The sequence below is a fragment of the Microbacterium luteolum genome, assembly GCF_039533965.1.
GTDB classification, from domain to species: domain Bacteria; phylum Actinomycetota; class Actinomycetes; order Actinomycetales; family Microbacteriaceae; genus Microbacterium; species Microbacterium luteolum.
Genome location: NZ_BAAAUN010000001.1, coordinates 1942693 through 1968549, shown reverse-complemented (window position 1 = coordinate 1968549; position 25857 = coordinate 1942693). Strand labels below are relative to the sequence as shown.

General features: G+C 69.4%; 26 protein-coding genes and 3 tRNA genes. 13 read left to right on the top strand and 16 right to left on the bottom strand.

The genetic code is table 11. The annotated features are described in order from the left end of the window. Positions 1–10: 10 nt before the first annotated feature. The 6 genes from ABD648_RS09470 to ABD648_RS09445 all read right to left on the bottom strand — a co-directional run bounded on the left by ABD648_RS09470 (position 11) and on the right by ABD648_RS09445 (position 5626). Positions 11–634, bottom strand: a complete 624-nt coding sequence (locus ABD648_RS09470) for a response regulator (protein ID WP_282214709.1) — start codon at positions 632–634, stop codon at positions 11–13. Then, positions 631–1824 (bottom strand): sensor histidine kinase, encoded by a 1194-nt coding sequence (locus ABD648_RS09465; RefSeq protein ID WP_282214708.1) that lies wholly within the window; start codon positions 1822–1824, stop codon positions 631–633. The genes ABD648_RS09470 and ABD648_RS09465 overlap by 4 nt, the downstream gene beginning before the upstream one ends. A 47-nt stretch (positions 1825–1871) precedes the next feature. Further along, the gene (locus ABD648_RS09460) at positions 1872–2720 is read right to left on the bottom strand and encodes an ABC transporter permease (RefSeq protein WP_282214707.1); all 849 of its coding nucleotides are present in this window, start codon (positions 2718–2720) and stop codon (positions 1872–1874) included. Further along, on the bottom strand, positions 2717–3586 hold the full coding sequence (locus tag ABD648_RS09455; RefSeq protein ID WP_282214706.1) for an ABC transporter ATP-binding protein: 870 nt from the start codon (positions 3584–3586) through the stop codon (positions 2717–2719). The genes ABD648_RS09460 and ABD648_RS09455 overlap by 4 nt, the downstream gene beginning before the upstream one ends. A 144-nt stretch (positions 3587–3730) precedes the next feature. Beyond that, entirely contained in the window at positions 3731–5098 is a 1368-nt protein-coding gene (locus tag ABD648_RS09450) for a coiled-coil domain-containing protein (RefSeq protein ID WP_282214705.1), read from the bottom strand. A gap of 222 nt (positions 5099–5320) precedes the next feature. Beyond that, positions 5321–5626: a DUF7882 family protein gene (locus tag ABD648_RS09445; protein WP_282214704.1), complete on the bottom strand. Its 306-nt coding sequence runs from the start codon at positions 5624–5626 to the stop codon at positions 5321–5323. 128 nt (positions 5627–5754) lie between these two features. Here ABD648_RS09445 and ABD648_RS09440 point away from each other — a divergent pair, with 128 nt between their 5' ends. The 4 genes from ABD648_RS09440 (at position 5755) to ABD648_RS09425 (ending at position 11502) form a co-directional block, all read left to right on the top strand. Further along, positions 5755–6036, top strand: a complete 282-nt coding sequence (locus ABD648_RS09440; protein ID WP_282214703.1) for a hypothetical protein — start codon at positions 5755–5757, stop codon at positions 6034–6036. Between the two features lie 132 nt (positions 6037–6168). Continuing rightward, positions 6169–7491 (top strand): VCBS repeat domain-containing M23 family metallopeptidase, encoded by a 1323-nt coding sequence (locus ABD648_RS09435; RefSeq protein ID WP_282214702.1) that lies wholly within the window; start codon positions 6169–6171, stop codon positions 7489–7491. 49 nt (positions 7492–7540) lie between these two features. Continuing rightward, complete coding sequence (locus ABD648_RS09430; RefSeq protein ID WP_282214701.1) at positions 7541–8386, top strand: transposase; 846 nt, start codon at positions 7541–7543, stop codon at positions 8384–8386. Between the two features lie 62 nt (positions 8387–8448). Continuing rightward, entirely contained in the window at positions 8449–11502 is a 3054-nt protein-coding gene (locus ABD648_RS09425) for a hypothetical protein (RefSeq protein ID WP_282214700.1), read from the top strand. On the opposite strand, the gene ABD648_RS09420 is transcribed toward ABD648_RS09425, so the two are convergent. Genes ABD648_RS09420 through ABD648_RS09410 form a run of 3 tightly spaced genes read right to left on the bottom strand, consistent with a single transcriptional unit; the run spans position 11489 to position 12607 of the window. Continuing rightward, positions 11489–11851, bottom strand: coding sequence for a bleomycin resistance protein (locus ABD648_RS09420; RefSeq protein WP_282214699.1), 363 nt, complete (start codon positions 11849–11851; stop codon positions 11489–11491). The genes ABD648_RS09425 and ABD648_RS09420 overlap by 14 nt on opposite strands. Positions 11852–11860: 9 nt before the next feature. Next, the gene (locus ABD648_RS09415; RefSeq protein ID WP_282214698.1) at positions 11861–12178 is read right to left on the bottom strand and encodes a hypothetical protein; all 318 of its coding nucleotides are present in this window, start codon (positions 12176–12178) and stop codon (positions 11861–11863) included. 30 nt (positions 12179–12208) lie between these two features. Next, complete coding sequence (locus ABD648_RS09410; protein ID WP_282214697.1) at positions 12209–12607, bottom strand: hypothetical protein; 399 nt, start codon at positions 12605–12607, stop codon at positions 12209–12211. Between the two features lie 150 nt (positions 12608–12757). Between ABD648_RS09410 and ABD648_RS09405 the strand changes: the two genes are divergently transcribed. Further along, entirely contained in the window at positions 12758–13435 is a 678-nt protein-coding gene (locus tag ABD648_RS09405) for a Type 1 glutamine amidotransferase-like domain-containing protein (RefSeq protein WP_282214696.1), read from the top strand. A gap of 88 nt (positions 13436–13523) precedes the next feature. Here ABD648_RS09405 and ABD648_RS09400 read toward each other — a convergent pair. From ABD648_RS09400 to ABD648_RS09390, 3 genes are all read right to left on the bottom strand, one after another. After that, positions 13524–13596 (bottom strand) — tRNA-Phe (locus tag ABD648_RS09400). Between the two features lie 68 nt (positions 13597–13664). Then, positions 13665–13738 (bottom strand) — tRNA-Asp (locus ABD648_RS09395). Between the two features lie 29 nt (positions 13739–13767). Next, positions 13768–13840 (bottom strand) — tRNA-Glu (locus ABD648_RS09390). A gap of 209 nt (positions 13841–14049) precedes the next feature. Between ABD648_RS09390 and ABD648_RS09385 the strand changes: the two genes are divergently transcribed. Continuing rightward, positions 14050–15399 (top strand): M23 family metallopeptidase, encoded by a 1350-nt coding sequence (locus tag ABD648_RS09385; RefSeq protein ID WP_282214695.1) that lies wholly within the window; start codon positions 14050–14052, stop codon positions 15397–15399. Between the two features lie 82 nt (positions 15400–15481). On the opposite strand, the gene ABD648_RS09380 is transcribed toward ABD648_RS09385, so the two are convergent. Genes ABD648_RS09380 through ABD648_RS09370 form a run of 3 tightly spaced genes read right to left on the bottom strand, consistent with a single transcriptional unit; the run spans position 15482 to position 17664 of the window. Further along, positions 15482–15973, bottom strand: coding sequence for an inorganic diphosphatase (locus ABD648_RS09380; RefSeq protein ID WP_116634191.1), 492 nt, complete (start codon positions 15971–15973; stop codon positions 15482–15484). Positions 15974–16016: 43 nt separating this feature from the next. Further along, complete coding sequence (locus ABD648_RS09375) at positions 16017–16703, bottom strand: TMEM175 family protein (RefSeq protein ID WP_282214694.1); 687 nt, start codon at positions 16701–16703, stop codon at positions 16017–16019. A 31-nt stretch (positions 16704–16734) separates the two neighbouring features. Further along, positions 16735–17664, bottom strand: a complete 930-nt coding sequence (locus tag ABD648_RS09370) for a LysR family transcriptional regulator (RefSeq protein ID WP_282214693.1) — start codon at positions 17662–17664, stop codon at positions 16735–16737. A 155-nt stretch (positions 17665–17819) separates the two neighbouring features. Between ABD648_RS09370 and ABD648_RS09365 the strand changes: the two genes are divergently transcribed. From ABD648_RS09365 to tilS, 3 genes are read left to right on the top strand one after another with little or no spacing between them, the layout of a single operon-like run. Next, positions 17820–19193, top strand: a complete 1374-nt coding sequence (locus ABD648_RS09365) for an MFS transporter (protein ID WP_282214692.1) — start codon at positions 17820–17822, stop codon at positions 19191–19193. After that, on the top strand, positions 19190–19963 hold the full coding sequence (locus ABD648_RS09360) for a 3-hydroxybutyrate dehydrogenase (protein ID WP_282214691.1): 774 nt from the start codon (positions 19190–19192) through the stop codon (positions 19961–19963). Before ABD648_RS09365 ends, ABD648_RS09360 begins: the two co-directional genes overlap by 4 nt. Positions 19964–20000: 37 nt before the next feature. Next, entirely contained in the window at positions 20001–20993 is a 993-nt protein-coding gene (gene tilS, locus ABD648_RS09355) for a tRNA lysidine(34) synthetase TilS (RefSeq protein ID WP_282214690.1), read from the top strand. Between the two features lie 96 nt (positions 20994–21089). Here the strand turns inward: tilS and ABD648_RS09350 are convergent, their stop codons facing one another. Further along, a complete protein-coding gene (locus tag ABD648_RS09350) occupies positions 21090–21683 on the bottom strand; it encodes a DUF937 domain-containing protein (RefSeq protein WP_282214689.1) in 594 nt (197 codons plus the stop codon). A gap of 87 nt (positions 21684–21770) precedes the next feature. On the opposite strand from ABD648_RS09350, the gene hpt reads away from it, so the two are divergent. The 4 genes from hpt (at position 21771) to folP (ending at position 25845) form a co-directional block, all read left to right on the top strand. Then, positions 21771–22322 carry a hypoxanthine phosphoribosyltransferase gene (gene hpt / locus ABD648_RS09345; RefSeq protein ID WP_282214688.1) on the top strand — a complete coding sequence of 184 codons (552 nt, stop codon included), beginning with the start codon at positions 21771–21773 and terminating at the stop codon, positions 22320–22322. A gap of 88 nt (positions 22323–22410) precedes the next feature. Next, positions 22411–24411, top strand: a complete 2001-nt coding sequence (ftsH, locus tag ABD648_RS09340; RefSeq protein ID WP_282214687.1) for an ATP-dependent zinc metalloprotease FtsH — start codon at positions 22411–22413, stop codon at positions 24409–24411. Between the two features lies 1 nt (position 24412). Continuing rightward, complete coding sequence (folE, locus tag ABD648_RS09335; RefSeq protein ID WP_282214686.1) at positions 24413–25039, top strand: GTP cyclohydrolase I; 627 nt, start codon at positions 24413–24415, stop codon at positions 25037–25039. Next, entirely contained in the window at positions 25036–25845 is an 810-nt protein-coding gene (folP, locus tag ABD648_RS09330) for a dihydropteroate synthase (protein ID WP_282214685.1), read from the top strand. The genes folE and folP overlap by 4 nt, the downstream gene beginning before the upstream one ends. The last annotated feature ends 12 nt before the right edge of the window (positions 25846–25857 follow it).

Below are 25857 nucleotides of genomic sequence, written 5' to 3'. Positions count from 1 at the left end.
CGGGGTTCGGTCAGAGCAGACCGAGCTCCAGCGCCAGCGTGACCGCCCGCGTGCGGTCCGAGACCTCGAGCTTCTCGAAGACATGCAGCAGATGCGTCTTCACGGTCGCCTCGCCGATGAAGAGCTCCCGAGCGATCTCCGGATTGCTGCGACCGCGTGACACGAGACGCAGCACCTCGAGCTCCCGCGGGCTGAGCGAGGGGCGTGTCGTGCCCTCCCGGCGCATGCGGGTGACGAGGGTCGCCGCGATGCTGGGCGCCAGCACGGTGTGGCCCTCGGCCACGGACCGGATACCGGCGACGATCTCCTCCTGCGGGGCGGCCTTCAGCAGATAGCCGCTCGCGCCGGCCTCGATCGCTCCCAGGATGTCGTCGTCGCCCTCGTGCGTCGTGAGCACGAGCACCCGCACGTCGGGGAGGGTCGCAGTGATCCGCGCGGTGGCCGCGGCGCCGGACAGGTTCGGCATGCGCAGGTCCATGAGTACGACGTCCGGACGCTCGGCGGTGGCGAGCGCGACGGCCTCCGCGCCGTCGGAGGCTTCGCCGACCACGTCGATCCCCTCGTCGAGCGAGAGCAGGCCGACGATGCCGGAGCGGACGATCGGATGGTCGTCCACCACGATGACGCGGATCATGCTGTTTCCTGCCCGACCGTGAGCGGGATGCGCACGGTCAGCGTCGTCCCTGCGGCCTCGCCGTCGCGGGCCTCGAGGGTACCGCCCACGAGCGCGACCCGATCGCGCATTCCCGCGAGGCCGAATCCTCCCCCGGCGCCGATGTCCGCGCCGTCGGGGCGGACGCCTCCGAGGCCGCGACCGTCATCGCTCACGACCAGGACGGCGTCGTCGTCGACGGTCAGCACGAGCGACGCTGCACCGGCTGCTGCGTGCTTGCGCACGTTCGCGAGACCCTCCTGCGCGCATCGCAGGAGGACGACCTGGAGGTCTCTCGGGACGACGAGCGGTGAGGCCTCGACCGACACCGGAAGGCCCGTCTCGCGACCGAACCGCTCGCCGAGCCGTCGCAGCGCTTCGGCCAGCGACCCGGAGGGGTCGGCCGCCGAGGACTCGACGACGACGAGCGCGCGCGCTTCGCGCAGCGCCTCGCGCGCGGCATCCTCGATCAGGGAGATGGCCTCGTGAGAGCCGTCCAGCCGACTGCGTTCGGCGAGCATCACGATGCTCGTGAGGCTCTGGGCGATCGTGTCGTGCACCTCCCGGGCGAGGCGGGCGCGCTCCGCAGCCGCTCCGGACTCCCGGCTCGCGGCCTCCAGCCCGTGCTGGGCGGCGGTGAGCTCCGCCAGCAGGCGCTGACGCTCCGTGCCCCACTCCGCGATCCGCGTGATCCACAGCCCGAGCGCGATGCTGAACGCCGCGGACAGACCCGAGGTGACGACTCCGGCGAGCAGCATGCCGGGACTAAAACCGTCGGAGGCGGCGTAGGCGATCGAGAGCACCACCGCGTTCAGCAGGGTGACGAGGATGGACTGCCGGGTGGAGCGCGACGTCATCCAGATCAGCGGCAGCACGATCGTCTGAAGCAGCATCATGGTCGGCTCGATCGAGGTGCCGACCGCGAGGAGAATGATGAGGGCGGCCTGCAGCAGCCAGGAGACCGGCGGCGAGGGCTCGGGGCCTTCACGCAGGCTCACGTAGCGACGGGCGCCGAAGGCGTAGACCGCGGCGATCCCGACGGCGGTGGCGACCAGGTACCACGACGAGCCGGGGAATCTCGGTGGAAGAGTGAACGCGAGGATCACGATCACGACGAAGAGCGCGGCACTGGCGAGATCCCAGCCCACGCGCTCTCTGACGACGGCGCTCATGCCGACCACTCTTCCATCATCTTCGTCCGGCTGCGGCGCCGTCGGCGTCAGCGATCCCGACGGATCCAGCGGAACGTGAGACGGCTGAGCACCAGTCCGACCACGAGCCAGACCACCAGCATCAGGGCGATGAGCCCGATCTCCCAGGAGCCGCTCGTCTCCGCCGCGCGGAAGGAGTCGGGGAGGAACACGGACCGCATCCCCTGCGCGATCCACTTCACGGGCAGGACGCCCGCCGCGTTCTGCAGCCACTCGGGCAGCATCGAGAAAGCGATGTAGACGCCCGAGACGAACTGGATCAGCAGCACGACCGGGATCACCACGGCCGCCGACGACTTCCCTGAGCGGGGCACGGAGGACAGTGCGATCCCGAGGAGCGTGCACGCGATCAGTCCGAGGACGAAGATCCAGGCGAATCGGACCCAGAGCGTCAGGTCCGTCGGCAGCTCGACGCCGTACACGAACACGGCGACGGCGATCAGCAGGGCGATCTGGAGGATCGCCGTGACGAACACCTCGCCGATCTTGCCGATGAAGTACGTGACGGGTGAGATCGGCGTTCCACCGAGGCGCTTGAGAGTGCCGTCGCTCTTCTCGGCCGCGATCTCGAGCGCGGGCGCCTGCACGCCCGAGAGCAGGATGCCACCCGCGATCAGTCCGGGAAGGTAGTAGGTCGCCATGCTGACCTGATCCGGTCCCTCGCCGATGTCGCCCGTGAAGATCGTCGCGAAGACGACGTACATGAGGGTCGGGAACAGGAACGTGAAGAAGACCTGATCGCCGGCGCGGAAGTACTGGCGGAGCTCGAACGGGATGCGCCGGACGCCCAGGCGGATCGTGCGCCCGATGCCGAACCTCGTCGTGGCCGGCGTCGTCGTGGTCGTGATGCTGCTCATGCTGCCGCCTCCTCGAGGCGCGAGTCGAACGCGCGGATCAGGTCGAGATAGATGTCCTCGAGCGTCGGGCGGACGACCTCCAGATCGCGGGGCTCTCCCCCCTCGCGTTGCAGGGCGGAGACGAGAGCTCCCGGTTCGCCGGTGCGCTCCTCCCGCCGCGCGCCCGCGGCGTCGGTCCAGCGGACGAGCGGGATGCGCGAGTCCGCTCCGCCGAGCTCGTCGATGCGGCCGATCGCCGCGATCGTGCCCCCGGCGATGACGGCGGCGCGGTCGCCGAGCTGCGCGGCCTCGTCGAGATAGTGGGTGGTGAGCAGGATGCTGGTGCCCTCGGCCTTGAGTGAGCGGATCAGATCCCAGAACTGGCGCCGGGCCTCGGGGTCGAAACCGGTGGTCGGCTCATCGAGGAACAGGAGCTCGGGCCGGCCGATGATGCCGAGAGCGACGTCGAGCCGACGCTGCTGACCGCCGGAGAGCCGCGCGGCCCGTGTGCGCTGCTTCTGCTCGAGACCGACGGCGGCGATGACCTCGTCGACGTCGCGGGGGCGCGGGTAGTAGCCGGCGAACTCCTTCAGGAGCTCTCGCACCGTGAATGAGCCGGCCTCTCCCGTGGACTGCAGCACGATGCCCAGCCGCGCCTTCCAGTCCAGGCCGCCGTGCTGCGGATCGACGCCGAGCACGCGCACCTCGCCGCTGCTGCGGTGACGATAGCCCTCGAGGATCTCGATCGTCGTGGACTTCCCCGCGCCGTTCGGGCCGAGCAGCGCGAATGTCTCGCCGCGCTCGATGTCGAAGCTGATGCCGTCGACGGCCGTGAAGTCGCCGTAGTCCTTGCGGAGGTCGCGAACCTCGATCACGCTCTCTGTCATGCACCCCAGAATGCCCCGGAGCAGCGGTCGGCGGTAGCGGTGGACCGACGGACCACGGCATCCACCGATCGGTGGATGCCTCAGGATGCAGAAGAGGTGCGCGCGGTCACCCGCGCGCACCTCTTCTCCGATCAGTCGACCGCGTCAGCGCTTGCCGCTCTCCTCGGCGTCGACCACGTCGATCGTGATCTTCTCGAGAGGGCGGTCGTCGAGCTCGTCCTCGAGCAGCTCATCACCGAGGAACTCCTCGCCCGATGCCGCGTCCTCGTCGCTCTCGGCCGGAGCGCCGTCGGCGATCTCCGCGGGAAGGGCGTCGTCCGAGAAGATGCCGTCGGGGCGGATCAGCTCGCGCACCTCCGCCATGAAGCTCGTGAGCTGCTGCTGCTGCCAGCGCAGCTGGCGGGCGCGGTCCTCGGCATCCCGCAGCACGGCGGTGGTGTGGCCGGTGACGGACTCGACGATCTTCTGCGACTTGACGCGGGAACGATCGAGGATCTCACGGGCGCGAACCTTCGCGTCGGCCTCGATCGCCTGCGCCTGCGAACGCGTCAGGTGCTCGTAGTCCTCGGCCCGGGCCGAGATGCGCTGCGCGTGCTCGAGGGATGCCGCGACCTGCTCGTTGGCGTCGGTCGTGATGCGCTCGGCGTGGGCGACGGCTTGGTTGTGCAGCACGAGGAACTCCTGCTGCGCGTCGTCCTGGCGTCGGCTCAGCGTCTCCTCGAACTCGAGGACGCGCGCGTTCATGTCGCGCACCTCGCGCTCGGCATCCGCGCGCAGCTGGGTCGTCTCGCGCGTGACGAGGGAGCGCAGAGCCGCCGCGCCCTTCTCGGCCTCGGTGCGGATCGCGGTCGCCTCCTGCGCGGCCTGGTTGACCTTCTCCTCGGCGTGCGCGGCTTCGCGCTCGATGCGCGCCTCATGGGCCGTGTACTCGGTGTCCATCTTCAGGCGCACCTGGTCGGCATCGCGCTGCGCCTGCGCGGTGATGCGCTCGGCGTCGGCCTCGGCCTCGGCGCGCTGCGCCGTGACCTCCTCACGCGCCGACGACATCAGCCGATCGGCCTGCACAGCGGCGTTCTGGATCAGGACGTTCGCCTGCTCCTCGGCGACGCGGAGGATCGCCTCGAACTGCTGGCGCGACGGCGCTTCCTTCCCGTCCGGCTGCGGAGCGTCGACGAGCTCCGAGGTGAGGGTCGCGATCTGCTGCTCGGCATCCGAGGCCTTCGCCGCCGCCGCGCTCAGTTCGCCCTCGAGCGCCTCGCGGGCGGCACGCTCTTCGGCTCGGACGGCCTCGACGGCCTCGGTCTGGTCGGCCTTGGTGTCGGCGAGGTCCGTCGTCAGCTGCTGGATCTGGGCGCGGAGGGTGCTGAGCGCCGTGTCGACCTCACCCTTGTCGTAGCCGCGGAAGCCCACGGTGAACGCCGCCTGCGGCTCACGCGGGTTGGTCTCGATCAGCTGATCGAAGAAATCGGGGGACCGCTCGTCGCGATCGGTGCTTCCGGAGGATTCGCTCATGAGCTTCAAGCCTTTCTGGCGAGGCCACGTGGCGGAGCTGCGGCTCCGTCCCGCCGAGCGGGCAACACGTGGACCATGGGGGGAGGTCGTATGGGCTCACGCCGCGGCCGAGACCTGGTGGAGGTCAGGCCGTGCGCGGGCGCGCATACAGCCTAGTTCCGTCTCCTGCATCGTGCGCGGTCGGATTTCGTCGCGGTCATGGCGATCACCGCCGCCCGCTCGTCAGCGCGGGGCGACCAGGTGGTCCAGGACGAGTTCGCCCGTGGCGTTGAGGGCCTTCATCATGTCGGCGATCAGGTGCGGATCGACGGCGGGCGGCTCGGCGCTGTCGAATCCGAACTGCAGCGGGATCGCCGGATGGATCCATACGGTGGCACGCTGATCCTCGCCGCCGTTGACAGGGCGCCACGTCATCATGAAGCTCTCCTGGCGGCGGAGCTTCGTCGCGATCACGATCTTCAGGTGCGCCAGGGTCTTGTCCTCGATGAGGATCGGATCCGAGGTGCCGTCGTACCGGAGTCTGCCCATCCTTGAACCGTACACCCGCGCGCACCCGTCTTTGCATGCCCGGGAATCGCCCGGCGCGCAATCCCCTTATGCCCCGACCCCCCTCGGGCTATTGTCACCGGATGACGGAGAACGGGGAGGCGAGTGGAATGAGTGAGATGCGGACCATGGTGCGCACCCGGGTCACGGTCAACGACGTCGGGTTCTTCCTGGCGCAGGGACAGGATGTCGACGAACTGAAAGGGGAGATCGAGTCCGCTGTCCGTGACGGTCCCCGGTTCGTCGAGTTCGTCGTGGTCGGCAACCGCTCGGTCAGCGTGCTCGTGTCGACGGCGACCCAGGTCGTGATCTCGGTCGACACCGTGCAGTACGACCATCGCGACAACGGAGATGACTCCGCTCCCTTCGGCGGGACGTTCGACCTGCTCTGACCGTCGTGACGCGCGCACGGCGACACCCGGCATCCTCCGTCGACGTTCGCCGGTCGGCCCCATGCGCCCTGGTACGGTGACGGCGGAGGACACTGCGTCCCTGGGGCCGACCGAGCAAGAGAGTACGTCGAGATGAAGCGAGCATCCCGTTGGCGTCTCGTGCGCGTGAGCGCGGTCACCGCGATGGCGCTGGTCATCGGAGCACTCGTGCCCTCCCTCTCCTCGGCCACCCCGGCCGCTGCGGCGACCGACGGGCAGATGATCTTCCCGGCGTCGGGCAACATCCAGTCGAAGGTCGGGGACGGATGCCTCGGCGACTACCGCCCCCATGAGGGGATCGACATCACCGGGTCGGGTGGGGATCCGATCCTCGCCGCGTACGACGGGGTCATCAAATCGCGGACCTCCAACAGCGGCTACGGCAACTACGTCGACATCCAGCACCCCGGCGGCTATGTCACGCGCTACGCCCACATGGTCGCTCCCGGATGGTACGAGCCGGGCACCCCTGTCGTGCGCGGCCAGCAGATCGGGGTGGTGGGCAAGACCGGAGCGACCAGCGCCAATCACCTGCACTTCGAGGTGCGATTGAACGGCGCGGTGTACACCCAGATCAACGACGGCTTCACATGTCTGAGCAATGTGCGGCGCGGTGACCTGATCCCGCTGTTCTTCCCCGGGCTCGGCACCGATCCCATCTCCACGGTCGCCTCGGCCGACTACACCGGCGACGGGAACGCCGACCTGATGACGGTCGCGGGCAACGGAGATCTCCAGCTCCGCGCCGGCAACGGCGCCGGCGTGTTCCAGAAGACGGCCACCTACGCCGGGTTGGCATCCATCCGGCGGCACATCACTCACGCCGATCTCAACGGGGACGACAAGGCCGACTTCCTCTCTGCCCGATCCGATGGGGCGCTGGAGTACTTCGCCGGCGCGGGCAACGGAGGGTTCCAGGCGGTCGCGATCGTCGGCAACGGCTGGTACGACATGCTGCACGTGACATCGGGCGCCGACTACACCGGCGACGGGAAGCAGGATGTCATCGGCGTCTCGGCCGGCGGAGTCATGACCATCTTCCGCGGATCCGGGTGGGGAGGATTCGCGACGCCCTACGTGACGCTCGGCGGCGGCTGGGAGGGATTCCATTTCCTCGTCGGCGGAGACTTCGACAACGACGGGCGCGGTGACATCATCGGGATCGACGACACGGGCACCCTCTATTTCTATCCCGGCGGCGTCAATGGGTTCGGCGCACGGCGCACGGCCGGTGCCGGATGGCTGGAGTTCACCGCCCTCACCGGCGGCGTCGACTACAACGGCGACGAGCGCGCCGATCTGCTGGGACGCACTCCTGCGGGCGAGCTCTTCCTCTACCCCGGCAATGGCCGAGGCGGCTTCAACGCGCGCACACTCGTCAGTGCGGATGCCGCCGACTACCTCACCCTCGAGTAGCGCGCCGGATCTGCGCGGCCGAGCGGGCGCGCCCGCGTATCGTGGGCGCATGGCCGATCCGACGCTCGAGGAGATCGCTGCAGGACTCTGCGCCGGACCGCCCGAGGACTTCGTGTCCGCGCGCAACGCGCGCGCCAAGGAGGTCGGCGACGCCGCGCTGTCCGCACGGATCCGCGCCCTCCGGAAGCCGTCTATCGCGGCCTGGGTCGTGAACGTCTTCGCCCAGGAGCGCGCGGGGCAGCTGGACCAGGCGCTGCAGCTCGCCGCCGAGCTCCGCGAGGCGCAGGATGACCTGGATGCCGCCGCGCTGGCGAAGCTCGGCAGAGAACGCCGGGCTCTCACCCGACGGTTGGCCGAGACCGCGGCGGAACTGGCGGGGTCCCGCGGCGAGCGCATCACACCGGCGACGCTCGAGGCCGTGGAGCAGACCATCTCGGCCGCGTTCTTCGATCCGGATGCTGCCGCCGCTGTCGCCTCTGGGCGGCTGGTTCGTGCGCTCGAGCCGACCGGGAGTGCGGATGACGTCCGAGACGCCGTGGCAGGCGAGGTCACCGCGCTCGAGCCGTCTCCCGCGCGTCCAGCTGATGAGCTGCAGGCTCGGCGGGTGCGCCGAGAGGCCGAGAAGCGTGTCGCCGCGGCGGAGAAGGAGCTCACCGCGGCGGAGCGCGAGCTGGCGAAGCAGATCAAGGCGCGGGAGGCGCTCCGGTCGCGCGCCTCGGAGCTGTCCGAGGAGGAGGCCGACCTCGAGGCCCGGCTCGCGAAGGTGCGGAAGGAGGTCGAACGCGTGCAGCGCGAGACTCCGGAGGTCGAGGCGATGCACGCGAAGGCCCAGGAGCAGGCGGATGCCGCGGCCGATGAGGTCGCGGACGCGCGACGCGCGGTCGAGGACCTGTAGGCGGTCGATCCGCGGCGGACGCCGTGCATCGAACCGTCCCCAGACGTCGATAGAGTTCCTCCATGCGAGCGAAGACGGCCGTGCCGGAGAAGTCGGCGCGCGTCCGCGGCATCCTCGCCCTGATCGTGGTGATCGTGCTGCTGGCTGCGGGAGCCGGAGTCGGACTCGTCGTCGGCGACGCCCTCGGGATCCGTGCGCAGCCCGCCGAGCGGATGGGTGGGGAGTCCCGCGCGGTCGAGACGGTGACGGCATCCGTCCCACCCCCTCGGATCACCGTGCTCGGCTACGGCGGGACCGAGCGGATGCGCGTCGCGGTCGACGAGCTCGACGCGGCGCTGTCCGGGGTCGAGACCAAGGGCAGCGCCACGCTCACGATCGCGATGGGCGGTCCGCTCGCCGGCGAGATCGATGACGACACCTACGTCTTGACGGGCACGCCGGACGCACTGCGCATCGAGACGTCCGGCGAGGCCGGCGCGGCACGAGGCATATACGACATCGCGTCGGCGATCCGACAGGGGAAGGCCATCGCGGCGGGCATCGGGACGCCGGTGACGTCGCGCCTCCCGTTCCGCATGGTCGATCTCGGCGCGGTCGGCGTGGCGGCCGATCCGGCCGAGTGGCTCCCGGGAACCGACTACTCGCACGCATCGAAGGCGTTCGCGGACGTGTTCCTCGCCGAGGCGCCGTATATCGACGAGGAGGCGCTTGCCGCGGCCTACGACGACTACGACGGATACCTCAGGAGGGTCATCGCGGACGGCTACAACGCCATCTCCTTCCCCGGCTTCGTCGAATTCGTGACCTTCGACGAGGTCGATGGCGTCTATGCGGACGGCGACGCGCACGTGGACAAGGCGCTCGCGCTGCGCGAAGCGTTCGGGCCGTTCTGGGACCGCGCCGAAGAGCTCGGGATGAAGGTGTTCCTGCGGACCGACATGCTCACGCTGACGTCGCCGCTCGAGGACTACCTCACCGACCGTCTCGGTGCGCTCGACACCACGTCGCCGGAGCTCTGGAACGTGTACACCGCAGGGCTCGACGAGCTCTACGCGGCGGAACCCGCCCTCGACGGGGTGCTCATCCGCATCGGCGAAGCGGGGCGGGTGTACGACGTCGAGGGGTGGGACTACTACTCGGCGCTGGCCGTGACCACTCCCGAGGCGGTGCGGGCGATGCTCACCGCGCTCACCGGTCAGGCCGAGGAGTCCGGACGAGAGGTGATCTTCCGCACCTGGAGCGTCGGCGTCGGCGCCGTCGGTGACATGCACACGAACGCCGCGTCGTACGAGGCCGTGCTCGGCGGGATCGACTCGCCCGCGCTGATCGTGTCGACGAAATACACGCTCGGAGACTTCTACAGCTGGCTGCCGTTGAACGACACCCTGCAACAGGGTGAGCAGCGGCGCATCGTCGAATTCCAGAGCCGCCGCGAGTTCGAGAACAACGGGGCGTTCCCGAACGACCTCGGCGCGGAGTACGCCTGGGCGCTGCAGGAGCTGCTCGCATCGAACGAGCACATCGAGGGTATCTGGGCGTGGGCGCAGGACGGCGGCCCGTGGCGCGCCGGGCCGATGATCCTCTACGACAAGGCGGGCTTCTGGCAGCTCGCGGACCTGAACTCGCAGCTCGCCGTGCAACTCGCGCGCGATCCGGACGCGGACCCGGCCGAGATCACGGCCGGATGGGCGCGGGAGTGGTTCTCCGACGACCCGGCCACGGTCCAGGCGATCGCGGAGGCGATGGCGCTGTCGCGGACCGCCATCGAGCAGGGCCTGTACATCCCGCCGTTCGCCGAGCAGCGCGTGTCGGCGATCGGACTCGAGCCCCCGCCCATGATGTGGATCTTCGAATGGGACATCCTCACCGGCGACTCCGCGGTGCTCGACGTGATCTACACGATCTCCCGGGACAGACTCGACGAGGCTGTGCAGGGTGGCGACGTGGCCTCCGAAGCCGTGGCGCGGATGCGCACGCTGATCGAGCGCACCGACCCGTCGACCTGGCGCGACCCCGGGCTGCGGGAGGCCTTCCTCGGCAGCCTCGACTACGAGCAGGACACGCTCGACCTGCTCGGCTCGTACCGGGCGATGATCCTTCACCAGGCCGCGTGGCACGACACGCTCTCGGCCGACTCCTACGCCGCATGGCAGACTGCCCGCGACGCGTACACCGCGCAGGCCGCGGCCCACCTCGCCGCCTATGAAGGAGACGTCGACCACCGGGCGTTCAATCTCACCGCCGCTGAGCTCGGGGTGGAACGCGGCGATCACGATCTCGCCATGGCCTGGATCGCGCGCGTGCTGATGGTGCTCACCGCGACGTGGGTGCTGATCGGCATCCTGTCCGCGCGCACGCGACTGGTCCGGCGGCCCGGGGCGATGGCCGCGCGCGCGACCTGGGTCAGCTCGACCCGTCCGTGGCGAGCGGGGGAGTCGACGCTCGGGATGCTGCGCGCCGACCACATCCTGTTGGTCCTCGTACCGGGCGCCCTCCTCGTCGCGACGCGGGCGGTGCAGACGTCGTTCCTCTCCTGGGTGCATCTCGCCGTCACGCTCGGCGCGTGGGCCGTGTTCGTCGCGCTGCTGCTCGTGCTGTTCCGCGGCCGGTGGGGGTGGGCGGTGCTGGCAACGATCGGCGGCGTCGTCGTGCTGCGCTGCGCCCTGGTGCTGGCGGCGCTCTCGTTCAGCGGACCAGGCGGCTACTGGTTCGCGTTCTGGACCGATCCGGTGCGCCGCTCGCTCTACATCGCCCTGGCGTTCGCGCTGTTCGTCTGGCTGTTCGTGGCCGTCGGGTGGGCGCTCGCCGCCCGCATCGGCGCACGGCGGGCGACGGGCGCAGTACTCGCGGCGATCGGTGCCGGGCTCGCGGTACCGGCCGCGGTCGTCGCGATGGTCGGACTCGAACGGGCCCTCACCGCGTGGAACGATCAGATGGGGCTGCTGCCGTGGGGGCTGTCGCGCATCCTCGGCATCACGGTGTATCTCGACATCCCCTCATCGACGGCGTGGGTCGCTGCCGGTATCGGCGCCGTGATCGCCGCGCTCGGACTCGGCCTTCTCTTCATCGGTCGGCGGGTGCCGGGCCGCCGGGATGCCGTGCCTAGTTCTGGATGAGCGTGAGCTGGGTGCCGTCGGTGTCGACCAGATAGCCGATCCGCAGTCCCGAGCTCTCGATGCGCGGCTCGTGCAGACGGGGGCAGCCGGTGCGGGCGACGGGAACACCTGCCTCGTGGATCGCCTGCCACAGCTCGTCCAGGTCGTCGACCCGGATCGTGCACTGATGGCTGCTCGTCAGCGGATCGACGTCCGGATGCGGGAAGAACTCGATCTCGACATCACCGCGCCGCAGGATCATCCAGCCGTCATCGCGGAACGTCGGGCGGAAGCCGAAGCCCTCGTAGAAGCGCTGCGTGACGTCGAAGTCGCTCGACGGGAGGTTGGGGAGTGCGCGGTCCGGGGCCATGTCGGCAGCCTAGGCGTGCGGCGCCCGGGAGTGGGGTGCCGGGCGGATCCGTCCGGGCAGGAACGGCAGCGCCGGCGCCCGGTACTCGAGCGCGAGGTCATCGGGCGCGAGGGTGTGCTCCGCCTGACCGAACCGCCACAGGCGGTTGAAGAGGAAGACGCCCAGGGTCACGGTCTCGTCGGCGGGTACCTGCCACGTGCCGAGGCCCCACTGCGTCGGCTGGCCTCGTCCGGCGAGCACGAGCGTCGGGCGTATCCCCGCATACAGCGCGAACCACGGCTTGTGCATGGTCAGCTCGATGCGGCGGGAGGGGGCCTCAGCGCTCACAGGCGTTCCATGTCGCGGAATCGGGGCGCGTCACGACTGCCGCGCGAAGAAAGCCTTGGTCTTCTCGCCGGCCCACAGGAGCAGGATGATCGCCACGGGCGCGGCGATGTTGAGGATGTGACTCCAGAGCGACTCGGCGGCCGGAGAGGTCGCGAGCGACGCCAGGGCTCCGAGGACGCTCACGACCTGGACGATCGTGACGATCAGGCGGGCGACACGGTTCCCGCGCAGGATCCCAGCGGCGAAGATCAGGTTCAGCACGGCCGCAAGGATGGCGAGGACGGCGAGGATGATGAGATGCCCGGGCGCTCCCGCGCCGGCGATCGCCGCGACGATGGCGAGGATGCCGGCGATCAGGCCGATGATGCCGGTGACGATCAGGAGGACGGCGACGATCGTGACGCCGACGGGCCGGTTGCTGCGGGTCATGTGTGCTCCAGTGCTCTCTTGCGACGGAATCGATTCACCCTATCGATCGTGTGCGGGCGAGCGCGAGCGGCGTCCCCTCGTCGTCGCCCCGCAGGGTTCCGCTCGTGAGCCTCGGACGACAGAATGAGAGGCCGCAGAAGGAGGCCGTTCATGAAGTCCCTGCTGACCTCTGGGGGAGTGACCAACGCCTCCATCCGAGACGCCCTGGTCGAGCTCCTCGGGAAGCCGATCGAGGAGTGCACGGCGCTGCTCATACCGACGGCACAGTGGGGGCACCCGATGTGCTCGCCGTTCTCGGCGTGGAGGTCGGTCGCCGGCCGCTGGCCGGAGAGGCAGGATCTCGTCGAGCTCGGGTGGAAGCAAGTGGGACTGCTCGAACTCACCGCTCTGCCGAGCCTGGATCGGGACCGATGGGAGCCGTGGGTCCGAGAGGCCGACGTGCTCCTGGTGGACGGGGGAGAGGCGATCTACCTCGCGCACTGGATACGGGAGTCCGGCCTCGAGCGGCTCCTGCCGGAGCTGAACGACACGGTCTGGGTCGGGGTCAGTGGCGGAAGCATGGCGCTGACGCCTCGTGTGGGCGACGCCTTCCTGGGGTGGAGACCGGAGGAGGGGGACGAGGCCCTCGGCATCGTGGACTTCTCGATCTTCCCGCATCTCGACTATCCCGGATGGGAGTCCAACACCTCGGAGCGTGCGAGGGAGTGGGCGGCCGATATCGGAGGGCCGGCCTACGCGATCGATGATCAGACGGCGATCGCCGTCGTGGACGGCGGAGTGCGCGTCATCTCCGAGGGGCGCTGGTTCGCGATTCCTGCGGAGGACTGAACGCCATCTGCCGTTCCAGGGCAAAGCAAAACCCCCGCCATGTAGAAGCTAGGCGAGGGTTTCTAAGGTGATTGTAATGATCACCCTGTGGCTCCGACGGGCGTCGATCCCGTGACCTCACGATTTTCAGTCGTGCGCTCTACCAACTGAGCTACAGAGCCGAGCGACGGCGATGCTACCGCTTCCTAGACGAAGAGCCCCCTCCGAAGAAAGAGCTCGACGCTTAGAGCGACCCTGACGGGACTTGAACCCGCGACCTCCGCCGTGACAGGGCGGCACGCTAACCAACTGCGCTACAGGGCCATACTTGTTTTCAATTGTATCGGATGGAGTGACCCCAACGGGATTCGAACCCGTGCTACCGCCGTGAAAGGGCGGCGTCCTAGGCCGCTAAACGATGGGGCCGAGTCAGTCCCGGGGGACTTCCTTGCCGACGCTCAAGCATAAGGGATGTGTCGGGCAAATCGCGAATCGAGGGCGCGGCGGCTTCCTCGACGGGCCGAACAGGAGGACGATGGACACGTCAGACGTGTCACGCTTCCGCACTCTCACCCTGTTGCGGAAGTGAATGTTGTTGTTAGTGTGACATGTGTGAAACCGGCGGAAGGGGCCTGGTGAACGACAGGAACACGCTGGATGCTGCTGAAGCGGCATCCGCGGAATGCGGCTGTGCACCCAGCCCGACAGAACAGCGCGCCTTCTCGAAGCCCGGGATCAGCCGTCGCGGTGCGCTCGGGCTCGGCGTGCTCAGCGTTGTCGCGCTCAGCGCTTTCGGCGTCTCGTCCGGTGTCTCCGCCGCGTACGCCGCCTCGTACCCCAGCTGGGAGGACGTGCAGGCCGCGAAGCAGAACGAGGCCGCCGCCGCCGCCGAGGTCGCTCGCATCGAGGGCCTCATCCAGGCCTTGACCCAGAAGGTCGCCGAGACCCAGGCCGCCGCGAAGCTGGCGTCCGACGAGTTCTACGCCGCGCAGCAGGCCTACTTCGCTGCCATCGCCGAAGCCGACACGCTGCAGGCCAAGGCCGACGAGCAGTCCGCCATCGCCATCGAGTCGGCGCGCAAGGCCGGCCAGGTCGCCGCCCAGCTCTACCGCAACGGCGGGGACGACACGTCGCTCGAGCTGTTCTTCGCCGGATCCGCCGACAACGCCGACGAGCTCCTCGCCCGCCTCGGCACGATGGACAAGCTCCTCGAATACAACCAGTCGGTCTACGACGACGCCGTCGCGGCTCGCAACTCCGCGCAGTCCCTCAGCGACCAGGCCGTCGTCGCCCGCAACGAGCGGGACCGTCTGCAGAAGGTCGCCGAGGAGAAGATGCAGGCCGCGCAGCAGGCTGCGGATGCCGCCCAGGCCGCACTCCTGGAGCAGTCGACCAACCTCGCGACCATGCAGGCGCAGCTCGCCGCCCTCAAGGACACCACCGTCACGACCGTCGCCGGATACCAGGCCGGCGTCGAGGCGGAGGCGCAGGCACAGCGGGACCGGGAAGCAGCCGAGGCCGCGGCCAACGCCGGCGGCAACAGCGGCGGCGGTGGAACTCCCGGCACGGGAGGCTGGGTACGCCCGCACGGTGGCGAACGCAGCTCGGGCTACGGCCCCCGCTCGCAGCAGTGCAACTCCAACGGATGCTCGTCGAGCTGGCACTACGGCATCGATCTGGCGAACGGCTGCGGCGCGGCGATCTACGCGGCCTACTCCGGGACCGTCGACGCGGCGTTCTACAACGGCGGCTACGGCAACTACATCCGCATCCAGCACGGCTACGGGGTGGCCACGGGCTACGCGCACATCAAGCCGGATGGATTCGCGGTCGGCCACGGCCAGTGGGTCGAGGCCGGTCAGGTCATCGCCTATGCGGGCAACACCGGCGGCTCCTTCGGATGCCACCTGCACTTCGAGGTGTACATCGACGGCCGCTACACGAACCCCGCCGACTTCATGGCTGACCGGAACATCTGGATCTGAGCGCCGTCCTCCTGACGCCAGAAGACCCCCGGCCGCTGAGCGGTTCCGGGGGTCTTCTGCGTCGACAGCGTGCGTCAGCGGGTCAGTGGCCCTGCTCGCCGAAACGGACGATCGCCTCGTCGAGGATGCGCTGCGCCTCAGCGGCATCGCCCCACTCGTCGACCTTGACCCACTTGTTGGGCTCGAGGTCCTTGTAGTGCTCGAAGAAGTGCGCGATCTCCTTCTTCGTGAACTCGGCGATGTCGCCGATGTCCTGGATGTGCGCCCAGCGCGGATCCTTCGACAGCACGGCGACCAGCTTGTCGTCGCCGCCGGCCTCATCGCTCATCTTGAGCACGGCCACGGGACGCACCTCGACGACGACGCCGGGGTAGATGGCGTGGTCGAGGAGCACGAGTACGTCGAGCGGGTCGCCGTCCTCGCCCAGGGTGTTGTCGAAGTAGCCGTAGTCGGCCGGGTACCCGAAGGTCGTGTAGAGCACGCGGTCGAGGTGCACTCGTCCGGTCTCGTGGTCGACCTCGTACTTCACGCGGCTGCCGCGCGGGATCTCGATGACGGCGTCGTGTGCGCCCATGCGTGTGCTCCTCAGAAAAGACGGTTGGATGCCGCGGACCAGCCTACCTGCGTGTACGGGGACCGCCCGGTTCGTCGTCTCCGACGGTCTCATCCTCCGATCCCGGAGCCCGCCGCGACCAGAGCCGGTTCAGAGCGCGCGCGAGGATGCCGGTGAGGAAGAGCAGGAAGAGCGCGAAGTAGCCCTGATCGACCATGACGACGGCGATCCCGAGCGCCAGGCCGAAGAGGATGATCGCGGCGACGTCGCCGGCCACGTCCTGCCGGACGCGTGAGATCGGCGTGCTGGTGAGATCCGGATGCCGCAGCAGGTAGAGCTTCGCCGCGAGTGTGGCGACCTGGGTGAGGATCAGGGTGCCGATGTAGACCGTCTCCTGCAGGGGATCCGTGTCCATCTGCCCGAGCATCGCCGTCGGCACGGGCAGCCAGACGATCGTCGCCAGCCACGCGATGTTGATCCAGAGAAGCGCGGGGGTGATCTCCGTGACCTCGGTGTACTGCCGGTGATGCTCCATCCAGAAATTCGCGATGAGCAGGAAGCTGAGCGCGAAGCTGAAAAGCTGGCCGCCGTTCTCGGCGAAGAACTCTCCGGTGGTCAGGTGCTTCGCGCCGGCATCCGACACCGCTTCCAGCAGCGGCAGGATCAGCAGCGTCATCGCGATCGCGACGACGGCGTCGGCGAACGCCTTGAAGCGCTCGGTCGAGAAGCGGAGGCTCGTGCGATCGGTCACGGCGCCAGACTAGACCGCCCGCAGGCGAGTGTCAGGCATCGATCGCCGTCACGGCGCCCAGCAGCGCGTCCTGCATGGCGGCCGTGCGTCGCCGCAGCGCATCCGCGACCGCGGCCACGGCCGGTTGGCGCAGGGAGTCCGGCCGCAGCACGAGCCAGTACGGCAGCCGCTCGGCGAACTCTCCCGGGAGCAGGCGCACCAGATCGGGGTGCCGGTCGGCGAGGAAGCAGGGCAGGAACCCGATTCCCGCTCCGGCCCTGGTGGCCTCGACGTGCACGAAGACGTTCGTGGAGCTGAGCGAGTCCCGCATGCCGGGGACCAGGCGCCGTGGTGCGTCGAGAACATCGACCTGCAGCATCGAGTCGACGAAGTAGACCAGCGGATGCTCGCTCAGCTCCGCGATGCCGGCGGGTGTGCCGAACTCGTCCAGATAGCTGCGCGCGGCGTACATTCCCAGCGTGTAGTGACCGAGCAGGATCGCCTCGGCCCGATGCACCTGCGGCTCGCCGACCACGACCTCCATGTCGAGACCTGAGCGATGCTGGAGAGCGCGGCGGGTGACGTTGACGATCTCGACGCTGAGACGCGGATGCCTCCGATGCAGCTGCGCGAGCGCGGGGGCGATGATGAATGCGCTGAACCCGTCGGTGGCGGAGATGCGCACGACGCCGGCGATCTGGTCGGCCTGTTCGCCGTCTTCGTGGATGCTCGCCAACGCGGTCTCGACGTCTTCCGCGGCACGCACGGCGCGGCGTCCCAGGTCGGTCAGCTCCCATCCGCCCGGGGTGCGGGCCAGAGCCCGACCGCCGAGCCCGACCTCCAGCGCGGCGATCCGGCGAGAGACCGTGGTGTGGTTCAATCCGAGGCTCTCTCCGGCGGTCGTGAAGCGTCCGGTGCGCGCGACCGCCAGCAGGATCAGCAGATCGTCGGGACTGGCGGCGGTTCCGAGCGATGCGTTCATATCTGCAATTCTGCACCACGCCTCTGCTCGACTGGTCATTGGTGCACAGCATCCGTCGTGCCCATACTGGCGGGGGCCTCCCCTTCCCGCTGGGTCGCGGGGCCCAGGGCAGCAGCTGTCGATGCGGACACTGCAGAACACGAAGGAGTGCACCCATGAGCGTCAACAAGACGACGACCACCCAGGAGACGGAGCCACGGACATCCGGGCTGAAGAGGATCGTGGCCGCCTCGATGGTGGGCACCGTCGTGGAGTGGTACGAGTTCTTCCTCTACGCCACCGCCGCCTCGCTGGTCTTCGGCACCTTCTTCTTCCCGGATGCCGGCACCGAGCTCGACGGCATCATCGCCGCCTTCCTGACCTACGCGGTGGGCTTCGTCGCCCGTCCGCTCGGCGGCATCGTGTTCGGTCAGATCGGCGACCGGCTGGGGCGCAAGCACACCCTGCAGATCACGATCATCCTGGTGGGCGTCGCCACGTTCCTGATGGGGTGCCTGCCGGGCTTCGACACCATCGGCTACTGGGCGCCCGCGATGCTCGTGGCGCTCCGCTTCATCCAGGGCTTCGCTGTGGGCGGTGAGTGGGGCGGTGCGGTGCTGCTCGTCGCCGAGCACAGCCCGGACAAGTCTCGGGGCTTCTGGTCGAGCTGGCCGCAGGCCGCCGTCCCCGTCGGCAACCTCCTGGCCACGCTCGTGCTCCTCGGGATGTCGTGGCTTCTGCCGTCCGATCAGTTCCTCGGCTGGGGCTGGCGCGTGGCCTTCTGGCTGTCAGCGATCGTCGTCATCATCGGCTACTACATCCGGACCCACGTCAGCGAGGCGCCGATCTTCCTCGAGGCCCGTGCACAGGTGGAGGCGGACAAGGCCGCCGGCTACGGCGTGCTGGAGGTCGTGAAGAAGTACCCGCGGGGCGTCTTCGGGGCGATGGGCCTGCGTTTCGCCGAGAACATCCTCTACTACATCATCGTGTCCTTCACGATCGTGTATCTGAAGACCGTGCACCAGTACGACACCAGCCAGCTGCTGCTGGCGCTCCTGATCGCCCACGTCATCCACTTCCTGGTGATCCCGCAGGTCGGTCGGCTCTCCGACGCCTTCGGCCGTCGCCCGGTGTACCTGGCCGGAGCCGTGCTCGGCGCCACCTGGGCGTTCTTCGCCTTCCCGATGTTCGACACCATGAACCCGTTCCTGATCATCGCCGCTGTCACCATCGGACTCTGCTTCCACGCCCTGATGTACGCCGGCCAGCCCGCGATCATGGCCGAGATGTTCCCGACGCGCATGCGCTACTCCGGTGTCTCCCTCGGCTACCAGGTCACCTCGATCGTCGCCGGATCCCTGGCGCCGATCATCGCGACCGCGCTGCTGCAGCAGTACGGGTCGTGGATGCCGGTGGCCGTCTACGTGGCCGTGGCCTGCGCTGTCACCGCCTTCGCGGTGATCACGATGAAGGAGACCCGCGGGATCTCCCTGCTCGCCGTCGACGACGCCGACGCACGCACGCACGGCCTGGCCAGGGTCGCCCGGTGAGCGCCGCACCGCAGCCGCTCGCCGGCCGGCGGGCGCTCGTCACCGGCGGTGCCAGCGGGATCGGGCTGGCCGTCGTGCACGAGCTGGCGGCTCGCGGCGCGCACGTCGTCGTCGCCGACCGGGATGCCGAAGGCTGCGAAGCCGCGGCGGCGGCGGTGGGCGGGTCCACCTGGGCCGTCGACCTGCTGGACTCCGCGGCGCTCGCGGACGACCGGCTGACGGAAGCGCTGGCCGGGGTGGACATCCTGGTGAACAACGCCGGGATCCAGCACGTCAGCCCGATCCAGGACTTCGATCCCCGCGAGTTCCGCAGGATCACGACCCTCATGCTGGAGGTGCCGTTCCTGCTGATCCGCGCCGTTCTCCCGGCGATGTACGCGCAGCGGTTCGGACGGATCATCAACGTGTCCTCGGTGCACGGGCTGCGCGCGTCGCCGTACAAGTCCGCGTACGTCGCGGCCAAGCACGGGCTCGAGGGGCTGTCGAAGGTCACCGCGCTGGAGGGCGGTGAGCATCGGGTCACGAGCAACTGCGTCAACCCCGGGTACGTCCGGACACCGCTGGTCGAGAAGCAGCTCGCGGACCAGGCCCGCGTGCACGGCATCCCCGAGGCGGAGGTCCTGGACCGGATCATGCTCACCGAGAGCGCCATCAAGCGGCTGGTCGAGCCGGCCGAGGTCGCAGGACTCGTGGCCTGGCTCGCGAGCGAGGAAGCGGCCATGGTGACCGGGGCGAGCTACACGATGGACGGCGGCTGGTCGGCCCGGTGAGCGGGACAGCGGCGGCGCACCCCGCTAGCGTGGAGTCGTGCCGTCGCTGAAACCCGCAGTCGCCGAGATCCGCCTCGCCGTGCGCTCCGCGCTCGCCGAACTCGCCGAGGGCTCGACGGTGGTCGTCGCCCTCTCCGGAGGCGCGGATTCGCTCGCGCTCGCCGCGGCCACGGCGTTCGAGGCATCGAAGCGGCGGATGCCGGTGACATCCGTCACCGTCGACCACGGTCTGCAGGACGCCTCCGCGGAGGTCGCCGCGCGTGCGGCGCGCATCGCCGCAGGTCTCGGCATCGAAGCCCTCGTGGTGCGCGTCGACGTCGATGGCGACGGCGGTCCTGAGGCGGCGGCGCGTGCCGCGCGCTACCGGGTGCTGCGGGATGCCGCGGCCGATGTCGGGGCATCCGCGGTGCTCCTCGGGCACACGCTCGACGACCAGGCCGAGACGGTGCTGCTCGGACTCGCACGCGGTTCCGGGGCCGCGAGCCTCCAGGGCATGGCGCCGGCGCGCGAGGACGAGGACGGGCTGCGCTGGCTGCGGCCGCTGCTCGGGGTGCGGCGGGAGACGACGCGCGAGTTCTGCACGGCATCCGCTCTGGACCCGTGGGACGACCCCCATAATCTCGACGACCGGTTCGCCCGGGTGCGCGTGCGCGAGACGGTGCTCCCGGTGCTCGAGGCGGAACTCGGGCCCGGCATCGCGGAGGCGCTGGCCCGCACCGCGGAGCAGCTCCGCGAGGACGCCGAGGCGTTCGACGACATGATCCACGAGACGATCGAGGACATCGTCGAGCACGCGGAGGCGGGCATCTCGGTGAGCGTCGCCGCCCTCGCAGCGAACCCCGCGGCTCTGCGGAATCGCATCATCCGCTTCGTCGTCGACAGCGAGTTCGGCGTGAGTCTGACCCGCACGCAGACCGTCGAGGTCGCCCGGCTCGTCACGGACTGGACGGGGCAGGGGCCGATCGACCTGCCCGGCTGCTCGGCCGTGCGCCGAGGCGGGCAGCTCGTCTTCACGGCATCCGCTCGCTGACTCCCGCGGGCGACTTGTGCGGCCGGAACGAACTTCTGCGGCCTCCTGGTGTGCAGGAGGCCGCAGAAGTGCGAAGTGGCCGCAGAAGAGCGCTGACTACTTCTTGCCGCCGAGCAGTCCACCCAGGAGGTCGCCGATCCCGCCGCCGCCGGAGTTGCCGCCGCCGAGCAGTCCGCCCAGCACATCGCCGATGCCGCCGCCGCCCGCGCTCGAGCCGCTGTTGCCGCCGCCGAGCAGGCCGCCGATGAGGTCGCCGATGCCGCCGCCGGAGTCCTGACCGCCGGCATCCGCCTGCGGGTTCTTGCTCTTGTTCGCGTTCGCGATGAGACCCATCACGATGGGCGCGAGGATCGGGAGGAGCTTGCCGAAGTCGATGCCCGGAGTCGCCTTCGACTCGGTCAGCTTCGTCGTGACCTCCTTCTCCTTCCCGCCGAGGATGTGCGCCACGATCTTGCCGCCATCGGCCTGATCGACGTCGTCGACCTTCGACGCCCCCGTGGATCCCTCGTGCTTCTGCAGCGCCTTCTGGATCGCCGCGGAGCCCTCGGCGGTCTCGGCGTTCTTGGCCAGTCCGCCCAGCAGAATGGCACCGCCCTGCTCGATCGCGACCTTCGCCTCGTCATGCGAGACGCCCAGCTTCTCGGCGATGTCGTCGATCGGCACCTGCTTGAGGATGTCGTCAAGAGCCATGGTGATTCCTTCCGTCGTTCGGGCGTCCGCCCGTCTCACCGCTCACAGTAGTGCGGATGCCCTGTCGTCGTCGCCTAAAATCGATCCATGCGCGCCGCGGAAATCCAGGACGACCTTGCCCAGATCCTCGTCACAGAGGAGCAGATCCTCGCCAAGCTCGACGAGCTCGCGGCGCGGGTCGCCGTCGACTACGCGGGGAAGGAGCTCGTGCTGGTCGGTGTGCTCAAGGGCGCCGTGATGGTGATGGCGGACTTCGCCCGGGCGCTGCCGTTCCACGCCCCGATGGACTGGATGGCCGTGTCGAGCTACGGCGCGAGCACCAAGTCCAGCGGCGTCGTGCAGATCCGCAAGGACCTCGACACCGACCTCAACGGCAAGCACGTGCTGATCGTGGAGGACATCATCGACTCCGGCCTGACCCTCAGCTGGCTGCTCGAGAACTTCGAGTCCCGCGGGGCGGAGTCGATCGAGGTGCTGGCGCTGCTGCGCAAGCCCGAGGCCGCGAAGGTCGTCATCGACTGCCGGTACGTCGGATTCGACATCCCCACCGACTTCGTCGTCGGGTACGGACTGGACTACGCCGAGCGGTACCGCAACCTGCGCGACGTGGCCGTGCTCGCGCCGCACGTCTACAGCTGACGGGGGTGGTCCCTGAGCTTGACGAAGGGTACGCCGTGGGTGAACGCACAGCGGGTGCCTAGTCCACGCGCGATACGCTGATCCGATCATGGATGTGAAGAAGCTCACCCGGAATCCGCTGATCTACGTCGCGCTGATCGGCGTGCTGCTCTTCGGCGGCTTCCTCCTGATCTCGAACCTCGGGGCGCCCAAGCAGATCACGACCCAGGAGGGGCTGAAGCTGCTCTCGGGCTCCTCGGTCACCGAGGTCGTGAACACCGACGGCGACCAGCGAGTCGACATGACGCTGTCGAAGCCGTTCGAGGGTTCCGAGAACGTGCAGTTCTACTACGTCGACGCCCGTGCCGACGAGGTGGTCTCCGCGATCAACGAGGCCGCCCCGAAGGACGGCTTCAACGACGCGGTGCCGCGTGCGACGTGGTTCGATGGCTTCCTCTCGCTCCTCCTGCCGCTCGTGCTGCTCGGCCTCCTCTTCTGGTGGCTGCTCTCGTCCATGCAGGGCGGCGGCGGCAAGGTCATGCAGTTCGGCAAGTCCAAGGCCAAGCTCGTCAACAAGGAGACCCCGACGGTCACCTTCGCCGACGTCGCCGGCGCCGATGAGGCCATCGAGGAGCTCCACGAGATCAAGGAGTTCCTGCAGGACCCGGCCAAGTTCCAGGCGATCGGCGCCCGCATCCCGAAGGGCGTGCTGCTGTACGGCCCTCCCGGAACCGGAAAGACGCTGCTCGCCCGCGCGGTCGCCGGTGAGGCCGGTGCCCCGTTCTACTCCATCTCCGGATCCGACTTCGTCGAGATGTTCGTCGGCGTCGGCGCCTCGCGTGTGCGCGACCTCTTCGGCCAGGCCAAGGAGAACGCCCCCGCCATCATCTTCATCGACGAGATCGACGCCGTCGGTCGTCACCGCGGCGCCGGCATGGGCGGTGGCAACGACGAGCGCGAGCAGACCCTCAACCAGATGCTGGTCGAGATGGACGGCTTCGACCCCAACGCGAACGTGATCGTGATCGCGGCGACCAACCGCCCCGACATCCTCGACCCCGCCCTGCTGCGCCCCGGCCGTTTCGACCGCCAGATCGGCGTGGACGCCCCCGATCTCAAGGGCCGCCAGCGGATCCTCGAGGTGCACAGCAAGGGCAAGCCCCTCGCGAAGAGCGTCGACCTCGAGGTCGTCGCCCGCAAGACCCCCGGCTTCACCGGCGCGGATCTCGCCAACGTGTTGAACGAGGCGGCGCTCCTGACCGCGCGCTCGAACGCGCAGCTGGTCGACAACCGCGCCCTCGACGAGGCCATCGACCGCGTGATCGCCGGTCCGCAGCGTCGCACCCGTGTGATGCGCGACAAGGAGAAGCTCATCACGGCGTACCACGAGGGCGGACACGCGCTCGCGGCCGCGGCGATGAACTACACGGATCCGGTCACCAAGATCACGATCCTGCCCCGTGGCAAGGCGCTCGGTTACACGATGGTGCTGCCGCTGGACGACAAGTACTCGGTCACCCGCAACGAGCTGCAGGACCAGCTGACCTACGCCATGGGCGGCCGCGTCGCCGAGGAGATCATCTTCCACGACCCGACCACCGGCGCCTCGAACGACATCGAGAAGGCGACCTCGATCGCCCGCAAGATGGTGCTCGAGTACGGCATGACCACGCAGGTCGGTCCCGTCAAGCTCGGCACCGAGGGTGGCGAGCCCTTCGCGGGTCGTGACATGGGTCGCGGCCGTGAGTACTCCGAGCGGGTCGCCGAGCGGGTCGATGCCGAGGTGCGCGCTCTCATCGAGCAGGCGCACAACGAGGCCTACGAGGTGATCAGCGCGAACCGCGACATCCTCGACAAGCTGGCCCTGGCGCTGCTCGAGCAGGAGACCCTCGACCACAACCAGATCGCCGAGATCTTCACGGAGATCAAGAAGCTCCCCGAGCGGCCGCTGTGGCTGTCGAGCGAAGACCGTCCGGTCTCCGAGCGCCCCCCGATCGAGGTGCCGAAGAAGGACGTCTCGCTCGCGGCATCCGTCGAGGCGCCATCGGCGACCCCGCGCGCCCAGCAGGGATCGGCCGGAGTGAGCAACCCCCGCCCCGCGACGGCGTGACGTGACCGTCGACAGGCAGCGCGTCGAACGGCTCACCAGGGAGCTGCTCGAGGCGATCGGCGAAGATCCGGATCGCCCCGGCCTGAAGCAGACCCCGGCCCGGATGGCCGAGCTGTACTCGGAGTTCTTCGACGGCGTCGGCGAGGATGCCGCGGAGCCGCTGGCGCGCACGATCAGCGTGGCGCGCGGACCCGCTCCCGACACGCTCCCCTCCGGCGCCGTGCTGCTGCGCGACATCCGCTTCCGCTCCGTCTGCGAGCACCACCTCCTGCCGTTCGCCGGTCACGCGCACCTCGCGTATCTGCCGGGCGAGCAGGTCGTCGGGCTCGGCGCGCTCGTGCGCGTCGTCGAGATCCTCGCCGCCCGTCCGCAGGTGCAGGAGCGTCTGGGCGAGCAGATCGCCGACACGATCGCGGAGCACCTCGACACCCGCGGCGTCCTCGTCGTGCTCGACGCCAGCCACGGTTGCGTGACGATGCGCGGCGGCCGGCAGACCGAGGCGTCGACGCTCACGATCGCCGCACGCGGCGAGTACACGGATGCCGCGGCGCGCGCCGAGCTCATCACGCTGATCGGCGCTTCGACGAGCTCAGCGACCCAGGCCAAGGGTTCCGGGACGTCTGGATGACCGGGATCTGGGGCATCGTCAACGTGACGCCCGATTCCTTCAGCGACGGCGGGCGCTATCTCGAGGTCGACCACGCCGTCGCACACGGGCTGAGGCTGCGTGCCGACGGCGCGAGCGTGCTCGACGTCGGCGGCGAGTCGACCAGGCCCGGCGCGGAGCGCGTCGGCTCCGATGTCGAGCAGCAGCGCGTGATCCCGGTGATCGAGCAGCTCGCGGCGGCGGGCGTGCCGGTCAGCATCGACACGCTCAGCGCAGCCACCGCCACGGCGGCCGTGCGCGCCGGTGCGCGGATCGTCAACGACGTCTCGGGCGGCCTCGCCGACCCCGACATGCGCGCGGCGGTGGCCGAGTCCGGCGCGGACTACGCGATCGGTCACTGGCGCGGATTCTCCGCCGACATGTACGCCAACGCCGAGTACCGCCGTGCGGCCAGGGAGGTCGCCGGCGAGCTGCAGGAGCGCATCGGCGAGGCCGCGGCCGCCGGCATCGCCCCCTCGCGCCTGATCATCGATCCGGGCATCGGCTTCGCCAAGGCGGGCGCCCAGAACTGGGACGTCCTGCGCGGGCTCGACGAGATCGTGGCGCTCGGCCCCCGGGTGCTCATCGGCACCTCCCGCAAGCGGTTCCTCGCCGAGACGCTGCAGGCCGAGGCCGGCGAGACGGACGGGATATCGGAGGCCCGCCGCGACCTCGCCACCGCCGTGACCAGCGCCCTCGCCGCGCGCGCCGGTGTCTGGGCCGTCCGGGTGCACGACGTCGCCGCGACGCGCGACGCCCTCGCCATCGCCCACGCCTGGACGGGGTGAGGCGGTCCGACC